Source organism: Streptomyces sp. NPDC007164, from assembly GCF_040634135.1.
GTDB classification, from domain to species: Bacteria; Actinomycetota; Actinomycetes; order Streptomycetales; family Streptomycetaceae; genus Streptomyces; species Streptomyces sanglieri.
Window position 1 is genome coordinate 15,065 of the sequence record NZ_JBEYFB010000025.1, and the last position, 25,944, is coordinate 41,008.

Sequence of the window (25,944 nt, forward strand, 5' to 3'; positions counted from 1 at the left end):
CCCTCGGGGAGCCCGGCCCGCGGGCTGTCACGGGCGCTCCGCGCGCGGTGCCTCGGTAGGTTCGCGGCGCCTCAGAAGGTCTGGAGGGTCACCAGGGTGATCCGCAGCCGCGCACCCTCGCCGCTGCCCTCGATCCGCACCCGCTGCCCCGGGCGCAGCAGCCGCAGACCGCCCGCGTCGAAGGCCCGGGCGTCGAATTCCACCGGGGTGCCGTCGTCGAGCAGCACACTGCCGGTGCGGGTCTCGGGGTCGTAGGTGTACGAGGTCGCCTGCATGGACGGCAGCCTATCGGTCGGGACGGCTCTCAGGAGGCCGTCGCGGGCTCGGTGCCCGGGGACCCGGCGGCCCAGTGCCCCGCCGTGTGTGCGCCGACGCCCAGGGCGAGCGCCACCCGCAGATCGTCGCCGGTGTCCACGTCCTGGCGGACCGAATCGATGCCGGGCAGATCGATTTCCACCGCACCGGACTCCAGGTGCCGGGCCCGGGAGGGCCCGCCGAAAGCCGGGCGCAATTCCACCCCCGGCGCGGCCGACAGAAATGTTGTACCGATTCCTGCCGCATCGGTCACAAATGCGCGGAGGAATTCGGCGGAATAATCGAGCACCCGGGCCAATTCTCCGGGGCGCAGTGCGGGCAGATCCGCGTTGAGCGCGGCGACCGCCGCCCGGGGCCGCCCGGCCCGCACCGCCCGCTCACCGTGTGCCAGCGCGGCGTTGAGCCCGCGGCCCGGTGCGTCGGGGACGATCCGCGCCCCGGTCGCCGTGAGGGCCGCCCCGGCCTCCGGATCGTCCGTGACTACCACCACATCCAGCACCGCCGGGCAGGACAGGGCGGCGGCGACGGTGTCCCGGGCGAAGGCGAGGGCGAGCAGGGGGCGCAGCCCGTCCCCGGTCGCGGGTGTCAGCCTGCTCTTGGCCCGCGCCAGCGGCTTCAACGGGACGACCAGGGACCAAAGACCGGTCGGGTCGGTGTTCGTGGCGATCTCCCCCTCGGTACGCGTCGCCGCCTATTCTCGCCTGTCCGGTGCGAGAACCCGGAGGGTCGGTCCCGAAAGCGGGGCGTACGGTGTTCTCGACAGAGCAGGGGCCTGGGGCGAGACTTGACCGTCGGTAGCCAGGCAGAGTTCAGGTCCTTAGAGGAAGGTGTCCGAGTGTCCCGCCGCAGAATCGGCTTCTGGTACCGCCTGGCGGCGGTCATCACAAAACCGCCGTTGGTGGTTCTGTTCAAGCGTGACTGGCGGGGAATGGAACACATTCCGGCCGACGGTGGATTCATCACCGCGGTCAATCACAACTCCTATCTGGACCCGCTTTCCTACGGTCACTTCCAGTACAACACCGGACGGGTGCCGCGGCTTCTCGCCAAGGCGGGCCTGTTCAAGACCCCCTTTGTCGGAATGATGCTGCGCGGTACCGGACAGATCCCGGTCTACCGCGAGACGACCAATGCGCTGGACGCCTTCCGGGCCGCCGTCGACGCCATCGAGAGCGGCGAATGCGTCGCCTTCTACCCGGAGGGCACCCTCACCCGCGACCCCGACATGTGGCCGATGGCCGGCAAGACCGGTGCCGCCCGCGTCGCGTTGATGACCAGGGCCCCGGTCATCCCCGTCGCCCAGTGGGGCGCCAACTTCGCGATGCCGCCGTACGCCAAGGAGAACAAGTTCCGGCTGTTCCCCCGAAAGACCCTTCAGGTGCAGGCCGGACCGCCCGTGGACCTCTCCGGGTTCTACGACCGGGAGCCGACGCCCGACGTCCTGCGCGAGGCGACCGAGGTCATCATGGCCGCGGTGACCGCGCAGCTGGAGATCGTGCGGGGCGAGCAGGCTCCCGCACAGCCCTACGACCATCGCAAGGCCCGTGCGGAGCAGCGGCGCAAGGCAGAAGGAAAGGGACCCAAGTGACGCACCCCGCAAAGGCGGCCGTCTTCGGTACCGGCTCATGGGGTACGGCCTTCGGCATGGTCCTCGCCGACGCCGGCTGCGAGGTCACCCTCTGGGGCCGCCGCGCCGAAGTCGCCGAGGCCGTCAACACGACCCGTACCAACCCGGGCTACCTGCCGGGCATCGAACTCCCCGAATCGGTCCGGGCCACCACCGACGCCGTCGAGGCGCTGGACGGCGCCGACTTCGCCGTCCTCGTGGTGCCTTCGCAGACCCTGCGCGCCAACCTCGCCGACTGGACCCCGCACCTCGGTTCCGACACCGTTCTCGTCTCGATGATGAAGGGCGTCGAACTCGGCACCGCGAAGCGGATGAGCGAGGTCATCGAGGACGTCACCAAGGTCTCCGCGGACCGGGTCGCCGTCATCACCGGCCCCAACCTGGCCAAGGAGATCGCCGAACGCCGCCCGGCGGCGGCCGTCGTCGCCTGCCAGGACGAGTCCGTGGCCCAGCGCCTCCAGACCGCCTGCCACACCTCGTACTTCCGCCCGTACACCAACACCGACGTGGTCGGCTGCGAGCTCGGCGGCGCGGTGAAGAACGTCATCGGCCTGGCGGTCGGCATCGCCGACGGCATGGGCCTCGGCGACAACGCCAAGGGTTCGCTCATCACCCGCGGCCTGGCCGAGACGACCCGGCTCGGCCTGGCCATGGGCGCCGACCCGCTGACCTTCTCCGGACTCGCGGGCCTGGGCGACCTGGTGGCGACCTGCTCCTCGCCGCTCTCGCGCAACCACACCTTCGGTACCAACCTCGGCCGCGGCATGTCGCTCCAGGAGACCATCGCCGTCACCAGCCAGACCGCCGAGGGCGTCAAGTCCTGTGAATCGGTGCTCGATCTGGCGCGCCGGCACGGCGTCGACATGCCCATCACCGAGACGGTCGTCGGCATCGTCCACGAGGGCAAGCCGCCGATGGTCGCGCTGGCCGAGCTGATGTCGCGCAGCGCGAAGCCCGAGCGGCGCTGAGACCGGCCGGGGCGGCCGGAGCGGTGAACCTTCCCGGTCACCGCTCCGGCCGCCCGGCCGCGCTGACGCGAGTGGTACCAGCAGGTACGCTCAACGCGATATGAGCAGCGAGAACCTCCCCCAGAGCCCGGAGCAGCAGCTCCGCAAGCCGCGTGTGGCCGTCGTGTTCGGCGGCCGCAGCTCCGAACACGGCATCTCGGTCGTCACGGCCGGCGCCGTCCTGAACGCCATCGACCGGACCAAGTACGACGTCCTGCCGATCGGCATCACGACGGACGGCCGCTGGGCGCTCACCGCCGACGAACCCGAACGCATGGCCATCACGGACCGGAAGATGCCGGAGGTGGCCCAGCTGGCCGAGTCCACCGAGGGCGCCGTGGTGCTCTCCGTCGACCCCGGCAGCCGCGAAGTTGTGTACAGCGAGCCCGGCTCGGTCCCCAAGGCGCTCGGCGAGGTCGACGTCGTCTTCCCCGTGCTGCACGGCCCGTACGGAGAGGACGGCACCCTCCAGGGGCTCCTGGAGCTCTCCGGTGTGCCCTACGTCGGCGCCGGTGTGCTCGCCTCGGCGGTCGGCCAGGACAAGGAGTACATGAAGCGGGTCTTCATCTCCTTCGGACTGCCGGTCGGCCCGTACCTCGTGGTCCGTCCCCGCGAGTGGGACAACGACCCCTCCGGCGCCCGCAAGCGCATCGTGGACTTCGCCGGTGAGCACGGCTGGCCGCTCTTCATCAAGCCCGCACGGGCCGGCTCGTCCTTCGGCATCACCAAGGTCGACGACCTGTCCGGGCTCGACGAGGCGATCGAGGAGGCCCGCCGCCACGACCCCAAGTTCCTGGTCGAGTCGCTGCTGCGGGGCCGCGAGATCGAGTGCGGGGTGCTGGAGTTCGAGGACGGTCCGCGCGCCAGCGTGCCCGCCGAGATCCCGCCGGTGACCTCGCACGACTTCTACGACTTCGAGGCCAAGTACATCGATTCGGCCGCCGGGATCCTGCCCGCCCCGCTCACCGAGGAGCAGACGGCCGAGGTGCAGCGGCTCGCGGTCGACGCCTTCGAGGCCACGTCCTGCGAGGGGCTGGTCCGTGCCGACTTCTTCCTCACCGAGGACGGCAGCTTCGTGATCAACGAGATCAACACCCTGCCGGGCTTCACCCCGATCTCCATGTACCCGCGGATGTGGCAGGAGAGCGGCGTCAGCTACCAGGAGCTGGTGGACCGGCTGATCCAGGCGGCGTTGCGGCGCCCGACCGGACTGCGCTGAGACCGGTCCCGCGCCGCAGGGCGGGTGCTCCCGGCCGGGAGCACCCGCCCTACAGCCCGGGAACCGTCTTGCTGATGGCGGCGCCGAACGCGGCCAGCGGGCTCGCGTCATGGGCGTACGCCTCCGACATCGCCACCTCGACGTACGCCTTGCGGTAGGTCGTCGTGAATCGCGGACCGGCGCCGTCGGGCTGCTCCAGCAGCCAGTTGACGCCGTTCGCCTCGGTGCCCTTCGCCATCGGGTCGTCCATCTTCGCGGGCCGCGGGACACCGCAGCGCAGTACGATCTCCCCGTCCCCCCACTCGGCGGTCAGTTCGGACTTCGGCCCGGCATCACCGCGGTCGAGTCCGGCAACGGTCCTCGGCAGCTCCTTGTGCAGCGCACGGCAGTAGGCCGCGGCTTCCGGGGACGGCGTGGGAACCGTGATCGACACCGCGGCGTCCGTTGAGGAACAGCCCGTCGCGGCCAGCAGCAGCGCGGCGACGGACGTACCGAGGGACACGGGGTGGCAGAGCCGGCGCAATGAAGTCACCGGCCCAGCGTAGACGGGGACTACAGATGGACGACCGGGCAGGTCAGGGTTCGGGTGATGCCCTCCACTTGCTGGACCTTGGCGACCACCATGCGGCCGAGTTCATCGACCGTGTCGGCCTGTGCGCGCACGATCACGTCGTAGGGGCCGGTGACGTCCTCTGCCTGGATCACTCCCGGAACTCTGGCGATGGTCTCGGCGACGGTCGACGCCTTGCCCACCTCGGTCTGAATAAGGATGTACGCCTGTACCACGGAACCTCCAGGGCGGCCACGAGGATCATGTGGGGGGAGAAAGGGACGCCACGGTATCGCGTTGCCGCGTGCCGCGGGGAGACCTGGGGGCCGTTGACGCCCGCAGCGTGGCGTACACAAGACACAAGTTGACGTATCTCTTGACAGTACCGACAGCAGTGACGGCCCGCGACCGCAAGCGCAGCGGTCCGGAAGGGGGACGGGCATGGCGTTGACCAGCGGTGCAGACCGCTCCCCGGGGCGGCGGCCGGTCCACGGCGCGGACCCTCGGCCGCCGAAGCAGCCCGGACGACCGTCCGGCGCGATAGATGAGAGGTGAGACTCGGTGAAGGGAACCGTGGGCGAGTTGGGGGAGTTCGGGCTCATCAGGGAGCTCACTTCCCGGCTCACCACCACTCCGGCGGTACGGCTCGGCCCCGGCGACGACGCCGCGGTGGTGACCGCTCCCGACCGCAGGGTCGTGGCCAGTACGGACATCCTGTTGGAGGGCCGGCACTTCCGCCGGGACTGGTCGACGGCGTACGACGTCGGCCGCAAGGCCGCCGCCCAGAACCTCGCCGACATCGCCGCCATGGGCGCGGTGCCCACCGCGCTGCTGCTCGGCCTGGTCGTCCCCGCCGAACTCCCGGTCACCTGGGCCGGCGAACTGATGGACGGCATCCGTGACGAGTGCCAGGTCGCGGGCGCGGCCGTGGTCGGCGGAGACGTGGTGCGCGGCGAGACGATCACCGTCTCGATCACCGCGCTGGGCGATCTGCGCAACCACGAGCCGGTCACCCGCTCCGGTGCTCAGCCCGGCGACGTCGTCGCCGTCACCGGCTGGCTCGGCTGGTCCGCCGCCGGATACGCGGTGCTCTCCCGGGGCTTCCGCTCGCCGCGCGCCTTCGTCGAGGCCCACCGGCGCCCCGAACCGCCGTACCACGCCGGCCCCGCGGCCGCCGGGCTCGGCGCCACCGCCATGACGGACGTGAGTGACGGGCTCGTCGCCGACCTCGGGCACATCGCCGAGGCCAGCAAGGTCCGGATCGATCTGCGCTCCGGGCTCATCGACATCCCCTCGCAGATGTCCGACATCGGCCAGGCCGTCGGCGTCGACCCGCTCCAGTGGGTGCTGACCGGCGGCGAGGACCACGCGATCGTCGCCACCTTCCCGCCGGACGTGAAGCTGCCCGCCCGCTGGAAGGTGATCGGCGAGGTCCTCAACCCCTCCGCGCTGCCGCAGGTGACGGTCGACGGGGCGCCGTGGACCAGCAAGAGCGGCTGGGACCACTTCGGGGACATCGAGGACGCCCAGTAGATTTCGGTGTATGCCCAAATCTGCTGATGTACCCGCCCGTGTGCTCACCGTCGCCGGATCGGATTCCGGCGGCGGTGCGGGCATCCAGGCCGATCTGAAGACGATGCTGGCGCACGGTGTGCACGGGATGAGCGTGCTGACCGCCGTCACCGCCCAGAACTCGCTGGGGGTGCAGGGCGCCTGGGAGCTGCCGGTCGAGGCGGTGCGCGCCCAGTACCGCAGCGTGGTGGACGACATCGGGGTGCAGGCGGTCAAGACCGGAATGCTGTCGTCGGCCGTCCTGGTGGAGACCGTGGCCGAACTCCTCGCGTCGACCGACGCCCCGGCCGTCGTCGACCCGGTCGGCGTCTCCAAGCACGGCGATCCGCTGCTGGCCGCCGAGGCGCTCGATTCCGTACGGACGAAACTCCTGCCCGTCGCCGCGGTCGCCACCCCCAACCTGGACGAGGTGGCACAGCTCACCGGCGTCCGCGTCGAGGACGAGGCCGGGATGCGGCGGGCGGCCGCCGCGGTGCTGGAGTTCGGGCCGCGCTGGGCCGTCATCAAGGGCGGTCATCTGCCGGGCGACCCCGTCGACCTGCTGACGGACGGCACCGAGGAGCACTGGCTGCCTGCCCCCAGGCACGACAACCGCCACACCCACGGCACCGGCTGCACCCTCGCCTCGGCCATCGCCTGCCAACTGGCCCTGGGACAGGAGGTGCCCGCGGCGGTACGGCACGCGAAGGCGTACGTCACCGGGGCGATCATGGCGGGCTTCCCACTGGGCGCCGGGATCGGCCCGGTCGACCACGGCTGGCGGACCCGCAACGGATGAGGGGTCCGGGCACAGCAAAAAGCCGGTCCACCGAGGTGGACCGGCTTTTTGGGCAACCGGAAGGCTGCGCTACGACGGGAACGTCAGCGCGCGACCTTGCCGGCCTTGATGCACGAGGTGCAGACGTTGAGCCGCTTCGGCGTCCGACCGACCACGGCACGCACGCGCTGGATGTTGGGATTCCAGCGACGGGACGTACGGCGGTGCGAGTGCGAAATGTTGTTGCCGAAGCCCGGCCCCTTGCCGCAGACGTCGCAGTTGGCAGCCACGGGTCACTCCAAAGACTTCAGATGCACTTACAGTGAAATCCGGCGCGCCGGAATCATTTGACTGAAGTGGCGGTGCCGGAGGGATGGCCCGACTCTCATCGGGCAACCGAAGCAGCATACAACGGCTGCGTCGGTAGAACGAAACTACCATGGGTTTCACCGACCTCCTCCCGCCCCCTGTTCCCGCCGGACCCGGTGCGCGGGGGACTACTCTGCGATGCAGCCGGCCGCCCACGGCCGAATCCGAGGAGGAACGACAGGTGCCGCAGACCGCCGACGACATGGACGCCGTCGCGGTGCGTACCTGGTGCTCACTGGCCCTGGAGGCGCTGGGCCGGGAGCGCGCGGCGATCGACGCGATCAACGTGTTCCCCGTCGCCGACGGGGACACCGGGACGAACCTCTATCTCACCGTGGAGTCCGCGACCCAGGCCGTCGAAGCGGTCTTCGCCGCCCACGAGACCGGCGGGACGGTGCCCGCGACGGGCGACGCGGTACGCGCCATGGCGCACGGCGCCCTGATCGGCGCCCGCGGGAACTCCGGCACGATCCTGGCCCAACTGCTGCGCGGAATGGCCGGAGTGCTGGCCGCCGGCCATGACGCGGACCGGCTGCGCGAGGCGCTCGCCGTCGCCGCCGCCGCGGCCCGGCAGGCCGTGGCCCACCCCGTCGAGGGCACCGTGCTCACCGTGGCCACCGCCGCCGCCGAGGCCGCCGCCCGCGCCGAGGGCGGCGCCGGGACCGAGACCGTCGCACGGGCGGCGTACGACGGGGCGCGCACGGCTCTGGACGCGACCCCGGGACAGCTCGCGGTGCTGGGCAGGGCAGGCGTGGTGGACGCCGGCGGACAGGGGCTGGTGACCGTGCTCGGGGCGCTCGTCGAAGCGGTCTGCGGACGGGCGCCCGAACACCGCCAGGGGGCGGTGCCCGTCCTTCCGGTGCCGGACGACTGTGCGGAGGCCGACGCGGAGGACGGACCCGCCTTCGAGGTCATCTACCTGCTGGAGGCCACGGACGACGCGGTGGACCGGCTGCGGACCCGGCTCGACCGGCTCGGCGACTCGCTCGTGGTGGTGGGCGGCGACGGGCTGTGGAACGTCCATGTGCACGTGGACGACGCGGGCGCGGCCGTCGAGGCCGGGGTCGAGGCGGGGCGGCCGTACCGGATCCGGATCACCCACTTCGGCGCGGACCGGGTGCACCCGCACACCGAGCCCGTGCAGCGCGCGGTCGTCGTGGTGGTCCCCGGCGACGGGCTCCGCGACCTGTGCAAGGAGGCCGGGGCGACGACGGTCCTGGCCCGGCCCGGGGAACCGCCCGCCAGCGGCGAACTGGCCGACGCGATCCACCGGGCGCACGCCCGCGAGGTGGTCCTGCTGCCCAACGACGCGGAGCTGCGCCACACCGCCGCGGCCGCCGCCGAACAGGCCCGCGCCCAGGGCGTCCGGGTCGCCCTGATCCCGACCAGGGCCGCCGTCCAGGGCATCGCGGCCCTCGCCGTCCACGAACCCGACCGCAGCTTCGACGAGGACGTGGTGGCGATGACCGCCGCCGCCGGCGCCACCCGCTACGCGGAACTCGCCGTCGCCGAACGGCAGTCCTGGACCATGGCGGGCATCTGCCAGGCCGGCGACGTCCTGGGCCTGATCGACGGCGACGTCGCGGTGATCGGCAAGGACGTACCGCGGACCGCCCGCGACGTGCTGGACCGGATGCTGGCGGCGGGCGGCGAACTGGTCACCCTGGTCCTGGGCGAGGACGTCCCCGACAGCCTCGCGGACGCGCTGGAGGAGCACGTGCGCGAGGGCCATCTGGCGGTGGACACCGTGGTGTACCGGGGCGGCCACCAGCGCGCTCCGCTGCTCATCGGGGTGGAGTAGCGGAGCACGCCGCACCTCGGGGACCGGCCGGGCCGGCCCTCCCGCCCACGTCCCCCGGACACACCCGGTGGCCGGTCCGCCGCGCCGGCAGCACGCCCGGACGGTGCCCGCCGGACATCTGTCAGTGGTGTGGTGTGCAATGGATCGCGTGTCTGCGTTCGATGAACCCCTCAAGAAGCTGCTCGGCGGAGCCACCGCGAAGGTGATGGCCGAACACCTCGACCTGCACACGGTCGGTGATCTGCTGCACCACTACCCGCGGCGGTACGAGGAACGCGGCCGGCTCACGGCGCTGGCCGACCTCCCGCTGGACGAGCACGTGACGGTGGTCGCCCAGGTCGCCGACGCCCGCGTCCTGATGTTCAACAACGGCCGCGGCAAGCGCCTGGAAGTGACCCTCACCGACGGCCACGGCCGGCTCCAGCTGGTCTTCTTCGGCCACGGCGTGCACAAGCCGCACAAGGAGTTGCTGCCCGGTCGCCGGGCGATGTTCGCGGGCAAGGTCTCCGTCTTCAACCGGAAGATGCAGCTCGCCCACCCCACGTACCAGCTGCTCGACGCCGAGTCCATCGACGGGGCCGAGGCCACGGAGGCGGTGGACGCCTTCGCCGGGCGGCTGCTGCCGATCTACCCGGCCTGCAAACAGCTCGACTCCTGGCGGATCGCCAAGGCCGTCGACACGGTGCTGCCCAGCGCGCGGGAGGCCGTCGACCCGCTGCCGCCGGCCCTGCGCGAGGGCCGTGGACTCGCCCCGCTCCCCGAGGCGCTGCTGAAGGTCCACCGGCCGCAGACCAAGGCGGACATCGCGGAGGCCCGGGACCGGCTGAAGTGGGACGAGGCCTTCGTCCTCCAGGTCGCGCTGGCCCGCCGCAGGTACGCCGACACCCAGCTCCCGGCCGTGGCCCGCAGACCCACGCCCGGCGGACTGCTCGACGCCTTCGACGCCAAACTGCCCTTCACCCTCACCGAGGGGCAGCAGAAGGTCTCCCGGGAGATCTTCGACGACCTCGCGACCGAGCACCCGATGCACCGGCTGCTGCAGGGCGAAGTCGGCTCCGGCAAGACCATGGTCGCGCTGCGCGCCATGCTCGGGGTCGTCGACGCGGGCGGGCAGGCCGCCATGCTCGCGCCCACCGAGGTGCTCGCCCAGCAGCACCACCGCTCGATCACGGAAATGATGGGGGAGCTGGCCGAGGGCGGAATGCTCGGCGGCTCCGAGCAGGGCACGAAGGTGGTGCTGCTCACCGGTTCGATGGGCGTCGCGGCCCGCCGGCAGGCGCTCCTCGACCTCGTCACCGGCGAGGCCGGCATCGTGATCGGCACCCATGCCCTGATCGAGGACAAGGTGCAGTTCCACGACCTGGGCCTGGTCGTCGTCGACGAACAGCACCGCTTCGGCGTCGAGCAGCGCGACGCCCTCCGCTCGAAGGGCAAGCAGCCGCCCCACCTGCTGGTCATGACGGCCACCCCCATTCCCCGTACGGTCGCCATGACCGTCTTCGGCGACCTGGAGACCTCCGTACTGGACCAGCTCCCGGCCGGCCGCTCGCCCATCGCCAGCCACGTCGTGCCCGCCAAGGACAAGCCGCACTTCCTCGCCCGCGCCTGGGAGCGGGTCCGGGAAGAAGTGGAGAACGGACACCAGGCGTACGTGGTCTGCCCCCGCATCGGCGACGACGCCGAGGACGAGGCGGCGGGGAAGAAGACGAAGAAGAAGGCACCCGAGGACGACGGCGACAAGCGCCCGCCGCTCGCCGTGCTGGAGATCGCCGAGCAGCTCGCCAAGGGCCCCCTGGCCGGCCTGCGCATCGAGGTGCTGCACGGCAGGATGAACCCGGACGACAAGGACGACGTGATGCGCCGCTTCGCCGCGGGCGATGTCGACGTGCTGGTCGCCACCACCGTCATCGAGGTCGGCGTCAACGTCCCCAACGCCACCGCCATGGTGATCATGGACGCCGACCGCTTCGGCGTCTCCCAGCTCCACCAGCTGCGCGGCCGGGTCGGCCGGGGCTCCGCCCCCGGACTCTGCCTGCTGGTCAGCGAGGCCCACGAGGCGAGTCCCGCCCGCGCCCGCCTCTCCGCCGTCGCCGCCACCCTGGACGGCTTCGAGCTCTCCCGGATCGACCTGGAACAGCGCCGCGAGGGCGATGTCCTCGGCCAGGCCCAGTCCGGGGTCCGCTCCTCGCTCCGGATGCTCACCGTCATCGACGACGAGGAGGTCATCGCCGCCGCGCGCGAGGAGGCCGTCGCGGTCGTCGCCGCCGACCCGGAGCTCGGACAACTGCCGGAGCTGCGGATCGCGCTGGACGCGCTGCTCGACAAGGAGCGCGAGCAGTACCTCGACAAGGGCTGACCGGGAAGGGCGGTGGACACCGGGTGCGGGGGCCCGATCGGTCACCACGCCATATCGTGGGTGGCACGTCGCCGCGGCACCCCGCGGGCCGCCCACGAACCGAGGACCAGACACCCATGACCCGCGTGATCGCCGGCTCGGCCGGCGGACGCCGCCTGGCCGTTCCGCCCGGCACCGGCACCCGCCCCACCTCCGACCGTGCGCGCGAGGGCCTCTTCTCCACCTGGGAAGCGCTCCTCGGCAGCCTGGAGGGCATCCGTATCGCCGATCTGTACGCGGGCTCCGGGGCCGTCGGCCTGGAGGCGCTCTCCCGGGGCGCGGTGCACGCCCTGCTCGTCGAGGCCGACCCCAAGGCGGTCCGCACCGTCCGGGACAACGTCCGCACCCTCGGCCTGCCCGGCGCCGAGGTCCGTACCGGCAAAGCCGAACAGATCGTGACGGGACCAGCACCGGAGGCCCCCTACGACGTGGTGTTCCTGGACCCGCCGTACGCCGTCACCGACGACGATCTTGGCGAGATACTGCTCACACTCCGTGCTCAGGGGTGGCTCACGGCCGATGCTCTCGTCACCGTGGAACGCAGCACCAGAGGCGGAGAATTCGGCTGGCCGAAGGGATTCGAACCGTTGCGGGCCCGTCGCTACGGCGAAGGGACGCTTTGGTACGGTCGCGCCGCCTCTACGTGCGAAGACGCACGATGACCGGACCGGAGAGCGAGGGAATGAAGTTGCGCCGCGCCGTCTGTCCGGGGTCATTCGACCCCATCACCAATGGACACCTCGACATCATTGGCCGCGCCTCGAAGCTGTACGACGTCGTACACGTCGCGGTGATGATCAACCAGTCCAAGAAGGGTCTGTTCACGGTCGACGAGCGGATCGATCTGATCCGCCAGGTCACCACGGACTTCGGCAACGTCCAGGTGGAGTCCTTCCACGGCCTCCTGGTCGACTTCTGCAAGCAGCGCGACATTCCGGCGATCGTGAAGGGCCTGCGGGCCGTCAGCGACTTCGACTACGAGCTCCAGATGGCCCAGATGAACAACGGCCTCTCCGGCGTCGAGACGCTCTTCGTGCCGACCAATCCCACCTACAGCTTCCTGTCGTCCTCCCTGGTCAAGGAGGTCGCGACCTGGGGCGGAGACGTCTCCCACCTGCTCCCCCCGCTGGTCCACGAGGCCCTCACCGCGCGCCTCGCCCAGCAGTGAGCGGCTAACGGTCCGTCACCAGGTGTCGGACGGGCGCCGACTGGCCGTACAGTCGTCCCGTCCGTCTCCAATCGGCTGTAGAGAGTGGCGAGCACACGGTGGACGTGCAGAAGAAGCTCGACGAGATCGTCGAAACGGTCGGGAACGCCCGGTCGATGCCCATGTCGGCTTCGTGCGTGGTCAACCGCGCCGAACTGCTCGCGATGCTCGAAGAGGTGCGCGAGGCCCTGCCCGGCTCGCTCGCCGACGCCCGGGAGCTCATCGGCGGCCAGGAGCAGCTGGCCGAGCAGGCCCGCCAGGAGGCCGAGCGGATCATCGGCGCCGCCCGCGCCGAACGCACCTCGCTGATCTCCGACACCGAGATCGCCAGGCAGTCCCGCAGCGAGGCCGACCGCATCCTCGACGAGGCCCGCCGAGAGGCCGCCGAGGTCCGCGGCGACGCCGACGAGTACGTCGACAGCAAGCTCGCCAACTTCGAGGTCGTCCTCACCAAGACCATCGGCTCCGTCGACCGCGGCCGCGAGAAGCTCCTCGGCCGCGGCCGGCCCTTCGACGAGCAGGGTTACGAGGACCCGGACTTCGCCGAGGCCCCCGAGCGCAGCACCGACCCGGCCACCCTCCAGCGCCGCGCGGACGAGTACGTGGACACCAAGCTCGGCGCCTTCGAGGCGGTGCTCGCCAAGACCCTGGAGGCGGTCGGCCGCGGCCGGCAGAAGCTGCACGGCCGGGTCGCCACCGACGAGCTCGGCGCGCATGTGGCCGCCCAGGACGCGGCGGGCAACCAGGCGCACATGAGCGACGAGGACCACTGGGCCGGCCTCGCCGAGATCGCCACCCCGGAGCCGCAGCCGGTGCACCAGCAGACCCAGCCGCACTTCCCCGCCCAGGCCCAGCCGGGCTACGCGGAGACCTACGCGTACCAGGAGCAGCCGCAGCAGGACGTCTACGGGTACCAGCAGCAGCCGGACCCGTACGCCGCGGCCTATCAGCAGCAGGGCTACGACCAGGCCCAGTCCCAGTCCCAGGCCCAGGTCCAGTCCCAGGTCCCGGTCCAGGGGTACGACAACTGGCAGCAGCAGCCCGTGCAGCCCCAGCAGGCGCTCCAGCCGCAGGGTGAGAGCGCCCTCGACGAGACCAGCCTGTTCGACACCAGCCTGATCGACCTGGACCAGCTGCGCCGGTACGAACAGGAACGCTGACCGGACGGGGCCGGCGGCGCCGGAGCCCCGGGCCGGAGGGCCCCGACGGCCCGGATTGGGAGCTGGGCGGCGCGTCCAGTATCCTGGCTCTTCGGTCGCGCGTATGTCCGCGATCCCGGCTGCCCGTTTCGACTCCGAATCCGGGCGGCCCTCCCCACGATGTGCGTTGCACATGATTTCGAAAGCAGGAAAAGCCCTGAACGGCCACCTCGACCACCGAAACCCCCTCGTGTTCGACACGCACGAGCTGGGCCGGCGTCCCGGTGCCCTCCAGCGGCTCTCCCGCTCGGTGGACGCACCCGGTCCGCCGTCGGTCCTCGGCATCGAAGGGGTCATCGGTGTGCCGGAAGGCGCACCCGTGGAGCTGGACCTCCGTCTTGAGTCGGTCATGGAAGGGGTGCTTGTCACAGGCACCGCCCGTGCGTCGGCCGAGGGGGAGTGCGTAAGGTGTCTGGAGCCGCTGCGCCAAGAAGTCGCGGCGGACTTCCAGGAGATGTTCTCGTACCCTGACGCCGATGACCGGAGCCGCAGCAGCAAGGCGGAGCCGGCCGACGACGCCGAGGACGACGAGGACAGGCTCTTCATCGAGGACGGCCTGTTCGACCTCGAACCAGTGCTGCGTGATGCGGTGGTGCTCGCACTGCCGATGCAGCCGGTGTGCCGGGAGTCCTGTGCCGGTCTGTGTTCCGAATGCGGAATCAGGCTGGACGAGAACCCCGGTCACCACCATGATGCCGTCGACATTCGTTGGGCGGCATTGCAGGGACTCGCCGACACCGTTCAGGACGGCGAGAAGGACAACATGGGCGGCGCCGAAGCGGGCGTCGACGAGAAGCAGGAGAAGTAGCCGTGGCTGTTCCGAAGCGGAAGATGTCGCGCAGCAACACGCGCCACCGCCGGTCGCAGTGGAAGGCTGCGGTCCCCACCCTGGTTTCGTGCGAGCGTTGCCAGGAGCCGAAGCTGCAGCACATCGCGTGCCCCAGCTGCGGCACGTACAACAAGCGCCAGGTCCTCGAGGTCTGAGCGGCTGGTGAGAGGCCCGATGTCTGAGTTGTCCAACGCCAAGAAGAAGGCAGACAACGTCAACACAGCCTCGTCCCACACGCTTCTGGAAGGGCGGCTCGGGTATCAACTCGAGACCGCCCTTCTGGTGCGTGCGCTGACCCACCGTTCGTACGCATACGAGAACGGCGGTCTGCCCACCAACGAGCGACTCGAATTCCTCGGGGATTCGGTGCTCGGCCTGGTGGTCACGGACACGCTGTACCGCACCCACCCCGACCTGCCCGAAGGCCAGCTGGCCAAGTTGCGGGCCGCGGTGGTCAACTCTCGTGCGCTTGCGGAAGTGGGCCGCGGCCTCGAACTCGGCTCCTTCATCCGGCTCGGCCGCGGTGAAGAGGGCACGGGTGGCAGGGACAAGGCGTCCATCCTCGCCGACACGCTCGAAGCGGTGATCGGCGCGGTCTATCTCGACCAGGGCCTCAGCGCGGCCTCGGAGCTGGTACACCGGCTCTTCGACCCGCTGATCGACAGGTCCTCCAACCTCGGTGCCGGCCTGGACTGGAAGACCAGTCTCCAGGAGCTCACCGCCGGCGAGAGCCTCGGAGTCCCCGAGTACATCGTCACGGAGACCGGCCCGGACCACGAGAAGACCTTTACTGCTGCTGCTCGCGTCGGTGGTGTCTCGTACGGCACCGGCACCGGCCGTAGCAAGAAGGAAGCGGAGCAGCAGGCGGCGGAGTCCGCCTGGCGCGAGATCAGCGCCGCCGCGGAGGAACGGGAGGCCGCGGCGAAGGCCGCTGCCGACGGCGGGGCGGCCGACGCCCCGGCCGGCCCGGCACCGTCCACGGACGCGGCTCCGGCCTGACCCCGAGAACCCCTCGGTGCCTCGTGCACCGGGGGGTTCTTCCTGTCCAGAACCGTACTGTTCAATCAGAGCATCCCTTCAGGAGCGACACCGTGCCCGAGCTGCCCGAGGTCGAAGTCGTACGACGTGGTCTCGAACGCTGGGTCGCCGGCCGCACCGTCGGCGACGTCGAGGTGCTGCACCCGCGTGCGGTCCGCCGCCATCTCGCCGGTGGCGTGGACTTCGCGGCCCGGCTCGGCGGCACCCGCTTCGGAACGGCGATGCGCCGCGGCAAGTACCTCTGGGTGCCGCTGGACGACGAGTCCAGCTCGCTCCTCGGCCATCTGGGGATGAGCGGCCAGCTGCTCGTACAGCCGCAGGACGCACCGGACGAGAAACACCTGCGCATCCGGATCCGTTTCGACGACGCCCTCGGCACCGAGCTCCGCTTCGTCGACCAGCGGACCTTCGGCGGGCTCTCGCTCCACGACAACACCCCCGACGGGCTGCCCGACACCATCGCGCACATCGCCCGCGACCCGCTGGACCCGGCGTTCGACGACGCCGCCTTCCACACGGCCCTGCGACTGCGCCGCACGACCGTCAAGCGGGCCCTGCTCGACCAGTCGCTGATCAGCGGCGTCGGCAACATCTACGCGGACGAGGCGCTCTGGCGCAGCAGGCTGCACTACGACCGGCCGACCGCGACCCTCACCCGTCCCAAGTCCGCCGAGCTGCTCGGCCACGTCCGCGACGGGATGACCGCGGCGCTCGACCAGGGCGGCACCAGCTTCGACAGCCTCTACGTCAATGTGAACGGCGAGTCCGGATACTTCGACCGCTCACTCGACGCCTACGGACGCGAGGACGAGCCCTGCCACCGCTGCGGCACCCCGATGCGCCGCCGCCCCTGGATGAACCGCTCCAGCTACTTCTGCCCACGCTGCCAGCGGCCGCCGCGCACGACCGCCTAGCGGCCGGGGTGTGCCTCGTCGTAGTGGGTACGGGCCGCGAGCACCTCGGGCATCCGGCCCTCGACGAGCTCGATCAGCGCGAGCAGCCGCTCGGCAACCTGTCGGCCCAGCGGCGTCAGCCCGTAGTCGACGCGCGGCGGATTGGTCGGCCGGGCCTCGCGGTGCACCAGACCGTCCCGCTCCAGGGCGTGGAGCGTCTGGGAGAGCATCTTCTCGCTGACCCCGTCGACCCGGCGGCGGAGTTCGTTGAACCGGAAGCCGCCCTCGTACAGCGCTCCCAGCGTCAGGCTGCCCCAGCGCCCGGTGGCGTGCTCCAGCGTGGAGCGTGAGGGGCACTGTCTGGAGAACACGTCGAAGGCGAGCGCGTCCAGACGGGTGTTCTCGTCCATACCGGCAGCTTACGCCCGCACAGCGCTCACCGCCGGAGTGCGCTTTCCGCCGGTGAGCGCTGTGCGGGCCGACGGTCAGAAGCCGAAGTCCTGGGTCCACCAGGGGCCGCCGGAGCCGTAGTGCACACCGACGCCGAGCGTCTTGTAGTCGCAGTTGAGGATGTTCGCCCGGTGGCCGTCGCTGTTCATCCAGGACTCCATCACGGCCTGTGCGTTCGCCTGGCCGCGGGCTATGTTCTCGGCGGCGAGGCCCTGTACGCCGGCCTTGGAGGCGCGGTCCCACGGGCTGCGGCCGTCGGGGTCGGTGTGGTCGAAGAAGCCGCGGGCGGCCATGTCCTCGCTGAAGTCCTGGGCGAGCGAGGCGAGCGAGGAGCTGGCGGTCAGCGGACTGCAGCCGACCTTCGCGCGTTCCTGGTTGGCCAGGGCGAGCACCGCGGACTGGACGGAGGAGTCGGCCGGGGCCGAGGCGCTGCGGGTCACGGGCGCGGAGGTCTTCGGTGCGGCGGACGACTTCCCGGCGGCGGGGGTGGTGCTCTTCCCGGTGCCGGTCGAAGGGGCCTTCGACGACACGGACCGGGACGGTTCCGTCCGCTCGGCCGGTGCGGACGCCTTCGAGGAGGAAGCGGAGGACGGGGATCCGGTGGGGGACTGGGACTTGGTCGGGCCCCCGGTCCGGCCGATGCCGCGGCTGGCCGGGTCGGACGCGGTGCCGCGGTCGACCGGGGCGGCGGAGGAGCCGCCCTGGCCCAGCAGATCCGGGGAGCCCTCGGTGCGCACCCGGTCGGAGCCGCCACCGCCCAGGGTGTAGGTGTCACCGCCGGGCAGCACGCCGGAGGCCACCACCGCGGCTCCCACGGCCAGGGCCGCGGAGACACCGACCAGTCCGGTACGGACCGGTGCCGCGGACCGCTTCCTGCGGTGCCCGCCCCGGCTGCGTTCCGCACCCCCCGCCTGCTCCTCGGCGGTGGCAGTGGTGGCGGGGCGTCGATGGCGTCCCATCTGCTGAGCCCTTCCGACGATCTGGACGCCACTTCCGGCGTCAACACGTTTCACCCGTTCGAGTGAGTTCATTGCGTCGGGACTGTACGCCATGGCCTCACGGCGGGAAGTGCCCGGAGAGCAATTGGGCGGTTAGCGTTCGGGCATGAACGAAGATGTACGACTCACCGCATGGGTACGCGGCCGAGTGCAGCAGGTCGGATTCCGCTGGTTCACCAGGGCGAGCGCCTTGGAGATCGGTGGTCTCACCGGCTTCGCCCTGAATCTCGACGACGGCCGGGTGCAGGTCGTGGCGGAGGGGCGGCGCGAGAACTGCCACCGGCTGCTGGACTGGCTGCGCTCGGACGACACACCCGGACGCGTGGACGGAGTCACTGAGATATGGGACACCCCGCGCGGCGGTTATGAGGGCTTCGCGATCCGCTGATCCGGGTCCGTTCCGGGGGTGCGGAGCCAGCCGTGTTCGGACCGTGTTCGAAGTGCGGCGAGGTGTTACCGGACGGGGTGCTCATCTGCGTACACATGAAATGACCTGCGGAATGTCCGGGTGGTTGCCAAGATTCGGTTACCGTGCCAGGCTGCGGCAGTAAGGATGATCTCCACGCCCCGCAGGGCCCCGCAGGAGAGTCGCGCCGCATGATCGCCGAGCCGCGCGCCCCAGGGCTGCCCGCCTCTACAGGGTGTGATCGTGTTGACCGTCAAACTTTTTGGTGAGACGCTGAAATCCCCGCGCACCTTAGCTGTTTGGCAGAGCTGTTTGGCAGCAGAACAGCAGTGACTACAGAGCACTGCCGAGCACCGCGGGTGCGATTCCCTCACGACCCACACCGCATCGGTCGGTCACTCAGTGTGGAGGACCATCCATCATGGCAAAGGCGCTTCTCGGTTACGTCGGCGGTTCCGACCCGCGACTCCTCGCCGAGATGCGACGGCTCCAGCAGCGCGTCCAGGACCTGGAATCCGAGCTCGTACGGATCCAGGACGAGAACGACGCGCTGAACGCCGCCGCCCAGCACCAAGAGTCGCTGCTCGACAGCATCGACATCGACGTACCTCAGGCGGAGCCGGCGCTGACCTGACCGATGGCCCCCAGGGGCCGGTCGGGCCGCACGCGCCAGCCGTCCGAGATCATCACCCGGATCGTCGCCGGATCATTGAAGATCACTGCTCTTGATCTGTCACCTTCGTGACATGTCCTTGATCCGTCATGCGCAGCTGCACCAGCAACACGCGGATATCACCGCTCAGACGTAACACCGCACAAGATTTACCAAGGGGCGCTTCGGCGTCCCTTCTTTCTTTTCCCGTTCGGATCCCCCGGATCTTCCGGATCCCTTTTCCACTCGGAAGCTGTGCGGGACCCGCCCCCGGCGTACACCCCTTCCCTTACCGTCTGATGTGCCCTGCACCTTCATCAGCGAAACCGAGAGTGAAAGGTAGAGTCCGGCGGCGTGCACCTCAAGGCCCTGACCCTGCGTGGTTTCAAATCGTTCGCCTCCGCCACGACGCTGCGGTTCGAACCCGGCATCACATGCGTCGTCGGCCCCAATGGGTCCGGCAAGTCCAATGTGGTGGACGCGCTCTCCTGGGTCATGGGGGAACAGGGCGCCAAATCCCTGCGCGGCGGCAAGATGGAGGACGTGATCTTCGCCGGCACCACCGGGCGGCCGCCGCTCGGCAGGGCCGAAGTGTCGCTGACCATCGACAATTCCGACGGCGCACTGCCCATCGAGTACGCCGAAGTGACGATCACTCGGATCATGTTCCGCAATGGCGGCAGCGAGTATCAGATCAATGGCGACACCTGCCGGCTCCTGGACATCCAGGAACTCCTCTCGGACTCCGGAATCGGCCGGGAGATGCACGTCATCGTCGGTCAGGGCCAGCTGGACTCCGTGCTCCACGCCGATCCGATGGGCCGTCGCGCCTTCATCGAGGAAGCCGCGGGTGTGCTCAAGCACCGCAAGCGCAAGGAGAAGGCACTGCGGAAGCTGGACGCTATGGGCGCCAATCTCGCCCGCGTCCAGGACCTCACCGACGAACTGCGGCGGCAGCTGAAGCCGCTCGGCCGGCAGGCCGCCGTGGCACGCCGGGCCGCCGTCATCCAGGCCGATCTGCGCGATGCCAGGCTGCGGCTGCTCGCCGACGACATGGTGCGGCTGCGCACGGCGCTGAGCAGCGAGATCGCCGACGAGGCGGCGCTCAAGCAGCGCCGGGAGGCCGCGGAGGCGGAACTCAGGGCGGCCCTGGCCCGCGAGACGGAGCTGGAGGACGAGGTACGGCGGCTGACGCCGCGGCTCCAGCGGGCCCAGCAGACCTGGTACGAGCTGTCCCAGCTGGCCGAGCGGGTGCGCGGCACGATCTCGCTGGCCGGTGCCCGGGTGAAGAGCGCCTCCGCCCCGGTGGAAGAGGAGCGGCGCGGGCGCGATCCCGAGGACATGGAGCGGGAGGCGGCCCGGATCCGCGAGCAGGAGGCGGAGCTGACGGCCGCGCTGGAGGCCGCGGAACACGCGCTGGACGACACCGCGGCCCACCGTGCCGAGCTGGAACGGGAGTTGGCCGCCGAGGAGCGCAGGCTCAAGGACGCCGCCCGCGCCATCGCGGACCGTCGTGAGGGACTCGCCCGGCTGAACGGCCAGGTCAACGCGGCCCGCGGCCGTGCCAGTTCGGCCCAGGCCGAGATCGACCGGCTGGCCGCCTCCCGGGACGAGGCGCAGGAGCGGGCGGTCGCCGCCCAGGAGGAGTACGAGCAGCTCAAGGCCGAGGTCGAGGGCCTGGACGCCGGTGATCAGGATCTCGGTGAGCAGCACGACGCCGCCCGGCGGGCACTCGCCGAGGCGGAGGCGGCGCACTCCGCGGCCCGGGAGGCGGCCACCGCCGAGGAACGGAAGCGGGCGGCGGTGGCGGCCCGCCACGAGGCGCTGGCCCTCGGTCTGCGCCGCAAGGACGGCACGGGCACGCTGCTCGGGGCGCAGGACCGGCTGTCGGGGCTGCTCGCTCCGGCCGCGGAGCTCCTGACGGTGACGCCGGGGCACGAGGTGGCGGTGGCGGCGGCACTGGGCGCGGCGGCGGACGCGGTCGCGGTGACGGACCCGGCCACGGCGGCGGAAGCGATCCGGCTGCTGCGCAAGCAGGACGCGGGGCGGGCAGCGCTGCTGCTGGGCGGAGTGCGCGCCGGGGTCCCTGATCAGGGGGGTGCCCCTGGTGCTGGTGTGGTTGGCGGGGGTGGTGGTGCACCCGGTGTTGGTGGTGCTGGTGGGGCTGGTGGGGCCGGTGACTTCGGTGGTGCCGGTGCTGCGGCTGACCTCGGTAGCCCCGGCGACGCCGATGCTGCTGTCGTACATGTGCCTGGGCAGGTGCAGGGGTCCGGTGGGGTGGACGGGGCGACCGTGGGCGCTCAGGTCGGGACCGTCGCCGTGGGCGGGGCGCCCGCCGTGGCCGACCTCGTCCGAGGGCCCGTCGAACTGATGGGCGCCGTGCGCAGGCTGGTGCGGGACATGGTGGTGGTCGGCACCCTGGAGGACGCCGAGGACCTCGTCGCCGTACACCCGGAACTGACGGCCGTGACGGCCGAGGGGGACATCCTCTCGGCGCACTTCGCGCACGGTGGTTCCGCCGGGGCGCCGAGCCTCCTCGAAGTGCAGGCCTCGGTCGACGAGGCGGCGGCCCAGCTGGAGGAACTGGCCGTGCGGTGCGCCGAACTGACCGAGGCGCAGCGGATCGCGGGGGAACGGCGCCGGGCCGGTGCCGCGCTGGTCGAGGAGCTGGGGGAGCGGCGCCGGGCCGCCGAGCGGGAGAAGTCCGGGGTGTCCCAGCAGCTGGGGCGGCTGGCCGGTCAGGCCCGTGGTGCGGCGGGCGAGGCCGAGCGGATGACGGCGTCGGCCGCCCGTGCTCAGGAGGCGCTGGAGCGGGCGACGGAGGAGGCCGAGGAGCTGGCCGAACGGCTGCTCGTCGCCGAGGAGATGCCGGTCGAGGAGGAGCCGGACACCTCGGTACGGGACCGGCTCGCCGCCGACGGTGCCAACGCCCGCCAGACCGAGATGGAGGCCCGTCTCCAGGCGCGTACCCACGAGGAGCGGGTAAAGGCGCTGGCCGGCCGCGCCGACTCCCTCGACCGGGGTGCCCGCGCCGAGCGGGAGGCCCGTGCCCGCGCCGAGCGGCGCCGGGCCCGGCTGCGGCACGAGGCAGCCGTCGCCTCCGCCGTCGAGTCCGGCGCCCGTCAGCTGCTCGCGCACGTCGAGGTGTCCGTCGTACGGGCCGAGCAGGAGCGGCTCGTGGCCGAGGCGGCCAAGGCGGAGCGGGAGCGGGAGCTGGCGGCCGAGCGCGGCCGGGGCCGCGACCTCAAGAGCGAGCTGGACAAGCTCACCGACTCCGTCCACCGGGGTGAGGTGCTCGGCGCCGAGAAGCGGCTGCGGATGGAGCAGCTGGAGGCGAAGGCGCTGGAGGAGCTGGGCGTCGAGCCGGCCGGGCTGGCCGCCGAGTACGGCCCTGATCAGCTCGTACCGCCGTCACCCGCCGCCGAGGGGGAGGAGCTGCCGCAGGATCCGGAGCATCCGCGCAACCGGCCGAAGCCGTTCGACAGGGCCGAGCAGGAGAAGCGTCTGAAGTCGGCCGAACGGGCGTACCAGCAACTCGGGAAGGTGAATCCGCTCGCCCTGGAGGAGTTCTCGGCGCTGGAGGACCGGCACAAGTTCCTCTCCGAGCAGCTCGAAGACCTGAAGAAGACCCGGGCCGATCTGATACAGGTCATCAAGGAGGTCGACGAGCGGGTCGAGCAGGTGTTCACGGAGGCGTACCGGGACACGGCCCGCGAGTTCGAGGGCGTCTTCTCACGGCTCTTCCCGGGCGGCGAGGGCCGGCTCGTCCTGACCGACCCGGACAACATGCTCGCCACCGGTGTGGATGTCGAGGCGAGGCCGCCCGGCAAGAAGGTCAAGCGGCTCTCGCTGCTGTCCGGCGGCGAACGCTCGCTCACGGCGGTGGCGTTCCTGGTCTCCATCTTCAAGGCCCGGCCGAGCCCGTTCTATGTGATGGACGAGGTCGAGGCGGCGCTCGACGACACCAATCTCCAGCGGCTGATCCGGATCATGGAGGAGCTCCAGGAGAGCTCGCAGCTCATCGTGATCACCCACCAGAAGCGGACGATGGAGGTCGCCGACGCACTGTACGGCGTCTCGATGCAGGGCGACGGCGTCTCCAAGGTCATCAGCCAGCGGCTGCGCTGAGCCCTGCTCACCGAGTGCTCCCCGGGCCGGTCCACTCAAGTGGTGGCAGCCGGGAAGTTGTGTGCCACTTGGAAGGGTTCGCCCCCACACCTGACGGCGCGGCCAGGCATCAGGAGTTCATGTGACCAGCACCTCGCAGGGACCGGCGTCCGGAGCCCGAGCGGCCCACCCGGACCACCTCGGCCATGTCATTTTCATCACCGCGGCCGCCGCGATGGGCGGCTTCCTGTTCGGTTACGACAGCTCCGTCATCAACGGCGCCGTCGAGGCGATCCGCAGCCGCTACGACATCGGCTCGGGAACGCTCGCCCAGGTCATCGCCATCGCCCTGATCGGCTGTGCGATCGGCGCGGCCACCGCGGGGCGCATCGCCGACCGCATCGGCCGGATCCGCTGCATGCAGATCGCGTCCGTGCTCTTCACCATCAGCGCCGTCGGCTCCGCGCTGCCGTTCGCCCTCTGGGACCTGGCGATGTGGCGCATCATCGGCGGCTTCGCCATCGGCATGGCCTCGGTGATCGGCCCGGCGTACATCGCGGAGGTCTCGCCACCCGCCTACCGCGGCCGGCTCGGTTCCTTCCAGCAGGCGGCGATCGTCGTCGGCATCGCCATCTCCCAGCTGGTCAACTACGGCATTCTGCAGCTGGCCGACGGCGACCAGCGGGGCAAGATCGGCGGGCTGGAGGCCTGGCAGTGGATGCTCGGCGTCATGGTCGTCCCGGCCGTCCTGTACGGGCTGCTGTCCCTCGCGATCCCCGAGTCGCCGCGGTTCCTGATCTCGGTCGGCAAGAAGGACCGGGCCCGGAAGATCCTGGAGGAGGTCGAGGGCAAGAACGTCGACCTCGACGCCAGGGTGACCGAGATCGAGACCGCCATGCACCGCGAGCACAAGTCCAGGTTCACCGACCTGCTCGGCAGCCGCTTCGGCTTCCTGCCGATCGTCTGGGTCGGCATCGGCCTCTCCGTCTTCCAGCAACTCGTCGGCATCAACGTGGCGTTCTACTACTCGGCGACGCTCTGGCAGTCCGTCGGCATCGACCCGACCGCCTCGTTCTTCTGGTCGTTCACCACCTCCATCATCAACATCATCGGTACCGTCATCGCGATGGTCCTGGTGGACCGGGTGGGCCGCAAACCGCTCGCGCTGGCGGGCTCCACCGGCATGGCCATCGCTCTCGCCTTCGAGGCCTGGGCCTTCTCCGCCGACCTGGTCGACGGCAAACTGCCCAGCACCCAGGGCGTCGTGGCGCTCGTCGCGGCCCATGTGTTCGTGCTCTTCTTCGCCCTGTCGTGGGGTGTCGTCGTCTGGGTCTTCCTCGGCGAGATGTTCCCCAACAGGATCCGCGCCGCGGCGCTCGGCGTCGCCGCGTCCGCGCAGTGGATCGCCAACTGGGCGATCACCGCGAGCTTCCCGAGCCTGTCCGACTGGAATCTGTCGGGCACGTACATCATCTACGCCTGCTTCGCGACGCTCTCGATCCCCTTCGTGCTCAAGTTCGTGAAGGAGACCAAGGGCAAGGCGCTGGAGGAGATGGGCTGACCCCCGGGTCCCCGGCGTCGGGGGTCAGCGTGCGATCGCGTCGCAGAACAGCCGCAGACTGCGCCACCCCTCCTCGACCGGCATCCCGCCGCACAGCGGATGCAGGACCAGGCTGTCCAGCTCCGCGGCCGACGCGGCGCACTCGTCGGGCGTAACGACCCGGTAGACCCCCTCGGCCCGCAGCTCCGCCACCGTCGTCGCCGCCGAACGCACGGCGGAGCGGATGTCCTTGGACTGCCAGGAGGCGTACGTACGTGCCTCGTGCAGGAAGTACTCGCCGTACTCGGCCCAGGTCCGGTCCGGGTCCTCGGACACATGCAGCAGCGGTGTCTCGGCGGCGGGCATCATGCAGAAGCCGTCCGTCCCGAACTCGGCGCGCCGCTCCTGGTAGTACGCCTCGATCTCCGGCAGATGCGCACTCGGGAAGAACGGCAGCCCGAGCCGGGCCGCCCGCCGCGCCGCCGCCCGCGAACTGCCGCCCACCAGCAGCAGCGGGTGCGGCCGGGTGTACGGGCGCGGCGTGACCCTGACCGTACGGCCCCGGTACGGGAACGGCTCGCCGGTCCAGGCCAGCAGCAGCGTCTCCAGCAGCTCGTCCTGGAGCCTGCCGCGCCTGCCCCATTCGACCCCCGCCTGCTCGTACTCCTCGGGCCGGTAGCCGATCCCCGCCACCGTGACCAGCCGGCCGCCGCTCAGCAGGTCCAGGACCGCGATGTCCTCGGCCAGCCGCAGCGGGTCGTGCAGCGGGCCGATGATCGCCGAGACGGTGACCGCGATCCGGCGGGTGGCACCGAAGACCGAGCCGGCGAAGACGAAGGGCGAAGGCAGCCAGGAGTTGGCGGCGCCGTGGTGCTCCTCGGTCTGCACGGTGTCGACGGCGTGCTCGTCGGCGTACGCGGCCATCTCCAGCGCGGCACGGTAGCGGGCCGAGAGCGATTCGGGGGTGGCATCGGGATCGACCAGATTGAACCGGACCACTGTGAAGGCCATGA

The 25,944-nt window shown here is 70.9% G+C and carries 26 protein-coding genes; 18 read left to right on the forward strand and 8 right to left on the reverse strand.

Annotation, left to right across the window (positions count from 1 at the left end; all coding sequences use genetic code 11):
- Positions 1-71 precede the first annotated feature (71 nt).
- Complete coding sequence (locus tag ABZ622_RS26730; RefSeq protein ID WP_266911658.1) at positions 72-275, reverse strand: hypothetical protein; 204 nt, start codon at positions 273-275, stop codon at positions 72-74.
- A gap of 29 nt (positions 276-304) precedes the next feature.
- On the reverse strand, positions 305-982 hold the full coding sequence (gene cofC / locus ABZ622_RS26735) for a 2-phospho-L-lactate guanylyltransferase (protein WP_360547429.1): 678 nt from the start codon (positions 980-982) through the stop codon (positions 305-307).
- Positions 983-1,150: 168 nt separating this feature from the next.
- Between cofC and ABZ622_RS26740 the strand changes: the two genes are divergently transcribed.
- From ABZ622_RS26740 to ABZ622_RS26750, 3 genes are all read left to right on the forward strand, one after another.
- Positions 1,151-1,903 carry a lysophospholipid acyltransferase family protein gene (locus ABZ622_RS26740; protein ID WP_360547293.1) on the forward strand — a complete coding sequence of 251 codons (753 nt, stop codon included), beginning with the start codon at positions 1,151-1,153 and terminating at the stop codon, positions 1,901-1,903.
- Positions 1,900-2,910, forward strand: a complete 1,011-nt coding sequence (locus ABZ622_RS26745) for an NAD(P)H-dependent glycerol-3-phosphate dehydrogenase (RefSeq protein WP_360547295.1) — start codon at positions 1,900-1,902, stop codon at positions 2,908-2,910. Before ABZ622_RS26740 ends, ABZ622_RS26745 begins: the two co-directional genes overlap by 4 nt.
- 100 nt (positions 2,911-3,010) lie before the next feature.
- Entirely contained in the window at positions 3,011-4,168 is a 1,158-nt protein-coding gene (locus ABZ622_RS26750; RefSeq protein WP_360547297.1) for a D-alanine--D-alanine ligase family protein, read from the forward strand.
- Between the two features lie 49 nt (positions 4,169-4,217).
- Here the strand turns inward: ABZ622_RS26750 and ABZ622_RS26755 are convergent, their stop codons facing one another.
- Together ABZ622_RS26755 and ABZ622_RS26760 are read right to left on the reverse strand one after the other, a co-directional pair.
- Complete coding sequence (locus ABZ622_RS26755) at positions 4,218-4,700, reverse strand: DUF3515 domain-containing protein (protein WP_360547299.1); 483 nt, start codon at positions 4,698-4,700, stop codon at positions 4,218-4,220.
- Between the two features lie 20 nt (positions 4,701-4,720).
- A complete protein-coding gene (locus ABZ622_RS26760; RefSeq protein WP_072487263.1) occupies positions 4,721-4,954 on the reverse strand; it encodes an Lrp/AsnC ligand binding domain-containing protein in 234 nt (77 codons plus the stop codon).
- Between the two features lie 325 nt (positions 4,955-5,279).
- Here ABZ622_RS26760 and ABZ622_RS26765 point away from each other — a divergent pair, with 325 nt between their 5' ends.
- Positions 5,280-6,251 carry a thiamine-phosphate kinase gene (locus tag ABZ622_RS26765; RefSeq protein ID WP_259934913.1) on the forward strand — a complete coding sequence of 324 codons (972 nt, stop codon included), beginning with the start codon at positions 5,280-5,282 and terminating at the stop codon, positions 6,249-6,251.
- Between the two features lie 10 nt (positions 6,252-6,261).
- Complete coding sequence (gene thiD, locus ABZ622_RS26770) at positions 6,262-7,068, forward strand: bifunctional hydroxymethylpyrimidine kinase/phosphomethylpyrimidine kinase (protein WP_360547302.1); 807 nt, start codon at positions 6,262-6,264, stop codon at positions 7,066-7,068.
- A gap of 83 nt (positions 7,069-7,151) precedes the next feature.
- Here thiD and rpmB read toward each other — a convergent pair whose 3' ends face one another.
- Positions 7,152-7,337: a 50S ribosomal protein L28 gene (gene rpmB, locus ABZ622_RS26775; RefSeq protein WP_030928661.1), complete on the reverse strand. Its 186-nt coding sequence runs from the start codon at positions 7,335-7,337 to the stop codon at positions 7,152-7,154.
- Between the two features lie 260 nt (positions 7,338-7,597).
- Between rpmB and ABZ622_RS26780 the strand changes: the two genes are divergently transcribed.
- From ABZ622_RS26780 to mutM, 9 genes are all read left to right on the forward strand, one after another.
- Complete coding sequence (locus ABZ622_RS26780; RefSeq protein WP_360547304.1) at positions 7,598-9,217, forward strand: DAK2 domain-containing protein; 1,620 nt, start codon at positions 7,598-7,600, stop codon at positions 9,215-9,217.
- Between the two features lie 139 nt (positions 9,218-9,356).
- Positions 9,357-11,573, forward strand: a complete 2,217-nt coding sequence (gene recG / locus ABZ622_RS26785; RefSeq protein WP_360547306.1) for an ATP-dependent DNA helicase RecG — start codon at positions 9,357-9,359, stop codon at positions 11,571-11,573.
- A gap of 116 nt (positions 11,574-11,689) precedes the next feature.
- A complete protein-coding gene (gene rsmD / locus ABZ622_RS26790; RefSeq protein WP_360547308.1) occupies positions 11,690-12,274 on the forward strand; it encodes a 16S rRNA (guanine(966)-N(2))-methyltransferase RsmD in 585 nt (194 codons plus the stop codon).
- A 26-nt stretch (positions 12,275-12,300) separates the two neighbouring features.
- A complete protein-coding gene (coaD, locus tag ABZ622_RS26795) occupies positions 12,301-12,780 on the forward strand; it encodes a pantetheine-phosphate adenylyltransferase (protein WP_360547431.1) in 480 nt (159 codons plus the stop codon).
- A 98-nt stretch (positions 12,781-12,878) separates the two neighbouring features.
- Positions 12,879-13,979, forward strand: a complete 1,101-nt coding sequence (locus ABZ622_RS26800) for a cell division initiation protein (protein ID WP_360547310.1) — start codon at positions 12,879-12,881, stop codon at positions 13,977-13,979.
- A gap of 172 nt (positions 13,980-14,151) precedes the next feature.
- The gene (locus ABZ622_RS26805; RefSeq protein ID WP_360547312.1) at positions 14,152-14,826 is read left to right on the forward strand and encodes a DUF177 domain-containing protein; all 675 of its coding nucleotides are present in this window, start codon (positions 14,152-14,154) and stop codon (positions 14,824-14,826) included.
- A 2-nt stretch (positions 14,827-14,828) separates the two neighbouring features.
- The gene (rpmF, locus tag ABZ622_RS26810; protein ID WP_003965982.1) at positions 14,829-15,002 is read left to right on the forward strand and encodes a 50S ribosomal protein L32; all 174 of its coding nucleotides are present in this window, start codon (positions 14,829-14,831) and stop codon (positions 15,000-15,002) included.
- Between the two features lie 19 nt (positions 15,003-15,021).
- Positions 15,022-15,846, forward strand: coding sequence for a ribonuclease III (gene rnc / locus ABZ622_RS26815; RefSeq protein WP_266911637.1), 825 nt, complete (start codon positions 15,022-15,024; stop codon positions 15,844-15,846).
- Between the two features lie 92 nt (positions 15,847-15,938).
- Positions 15,939-16,799: a bifunctional DNA-formamidopyrimidine glycosylase/DNA-(apurinic or apyrimidinic site) lyase gene (gene mutM, locus ABZ622_RS26820; protein ID WP_360547314.1), complete on the forward strand. Its 861-nt coding sequence runs from the start codon at positions 15,939-15,941 to the stop codon at positions 16,797-16,799.
- Here mutM and ABZ622_RS26825 read toward each other — a convergent pair.
- Entirely contained in the window at positions 16,796-17,188 is a 393-nt protein-coding gene (locus tag ABZ622_RS26825) for a helix-turn-helix domain-containing protein (protein ID WP_360547316.1), read from the reverse strand. The two genes, mutM and ABZ622_RS26825, sit on opposite strands and share 4 nt — an antisense overlap.
- A gap of 75 nt (positions 17,189-17,263) precedes the next feature.
- Positions 17,264-18,187 (reverse strand): CAP domain-containing protein, encoded by a 924-nt coding sequence (locus tag ABZ622_RS26830; protein WP_360547318.1) that lies wholly within the window; start codon positions 18,185-18,187, stop codon positions 17,264-17,266.
- Positions 18,188-18,332: 145 nt separating this feature from the next.
- Between ABZ622_RS26830 and ABZ622_RS26835 the strand changes: the two genes are divergently transcribed.
- The 4 genes from ABZ622_RS26835 to ABZ622_RS26850 all read left to right on the forward strand — a co-directional run bounded on the left by ABZ622_RS26835 (position 18,333) and on the right by ABZ622_RS26850 (position 24,952).
- A complete protein-coding gene (locus ABZ622_RS26835) occupies positions 18,333-18,614 on the forward strand; it encodes an acylphosphatase (RefSeq protein WP_360547320.1) in 282 nt (93 codons plus the stop codon).
- A gap of 439 nt (positions 18,615-19,053) precedes the next feature.
- Entirely contained in the window at positions 19,054-19,266 is a 213-nt protein-coding gene (locus ABZ622_RS26840; protein ID WP_018551753.1) for a hypothetical protein, read from the forward strand.
- A 372-nt stretch (positions 19,267-19,638) separates the two neighbouring features.
- Positions 19,639-23,412, forward strand: a complete 3,774-nt coding sequence (locus ABZ622_RS26845; protein WP_360547322.1) for an AAA family ATPase — start codon at positions 19,639-19,641, stop codon at positions 23,410-23,412.
- 121 nt (positions 23,413-23,533) lie between these two features.
- A complete protein-coding gene (locus tag ABZ622_RS26850; RefSeq protein WP_360547324.1) occupies positions 23,534-24,952 on the forward strand; it encodes a sugar porter family MFS transporter in 1,419 nt (472 codons plus the stop codon).
- Between the two features lie 24 nt (positions 24,953-24,976).
- Here the strand turns inward: ABZ622_RS26850 and ABZ622_RS26855 are convergent, their stop codons facing one another.
- Entirely contained in the window at positions 24,977-25,942 is a 966-nt protein-coding gene (locus ABZ622_RS26855) for an LLM class flavin-dependent oxidoreductase (RefSeq protein WP_360547326.1), read from the reverse strand.
- Between the last annotated feature and the right edge of the window lie 2 nt (positions 25,943-25,944).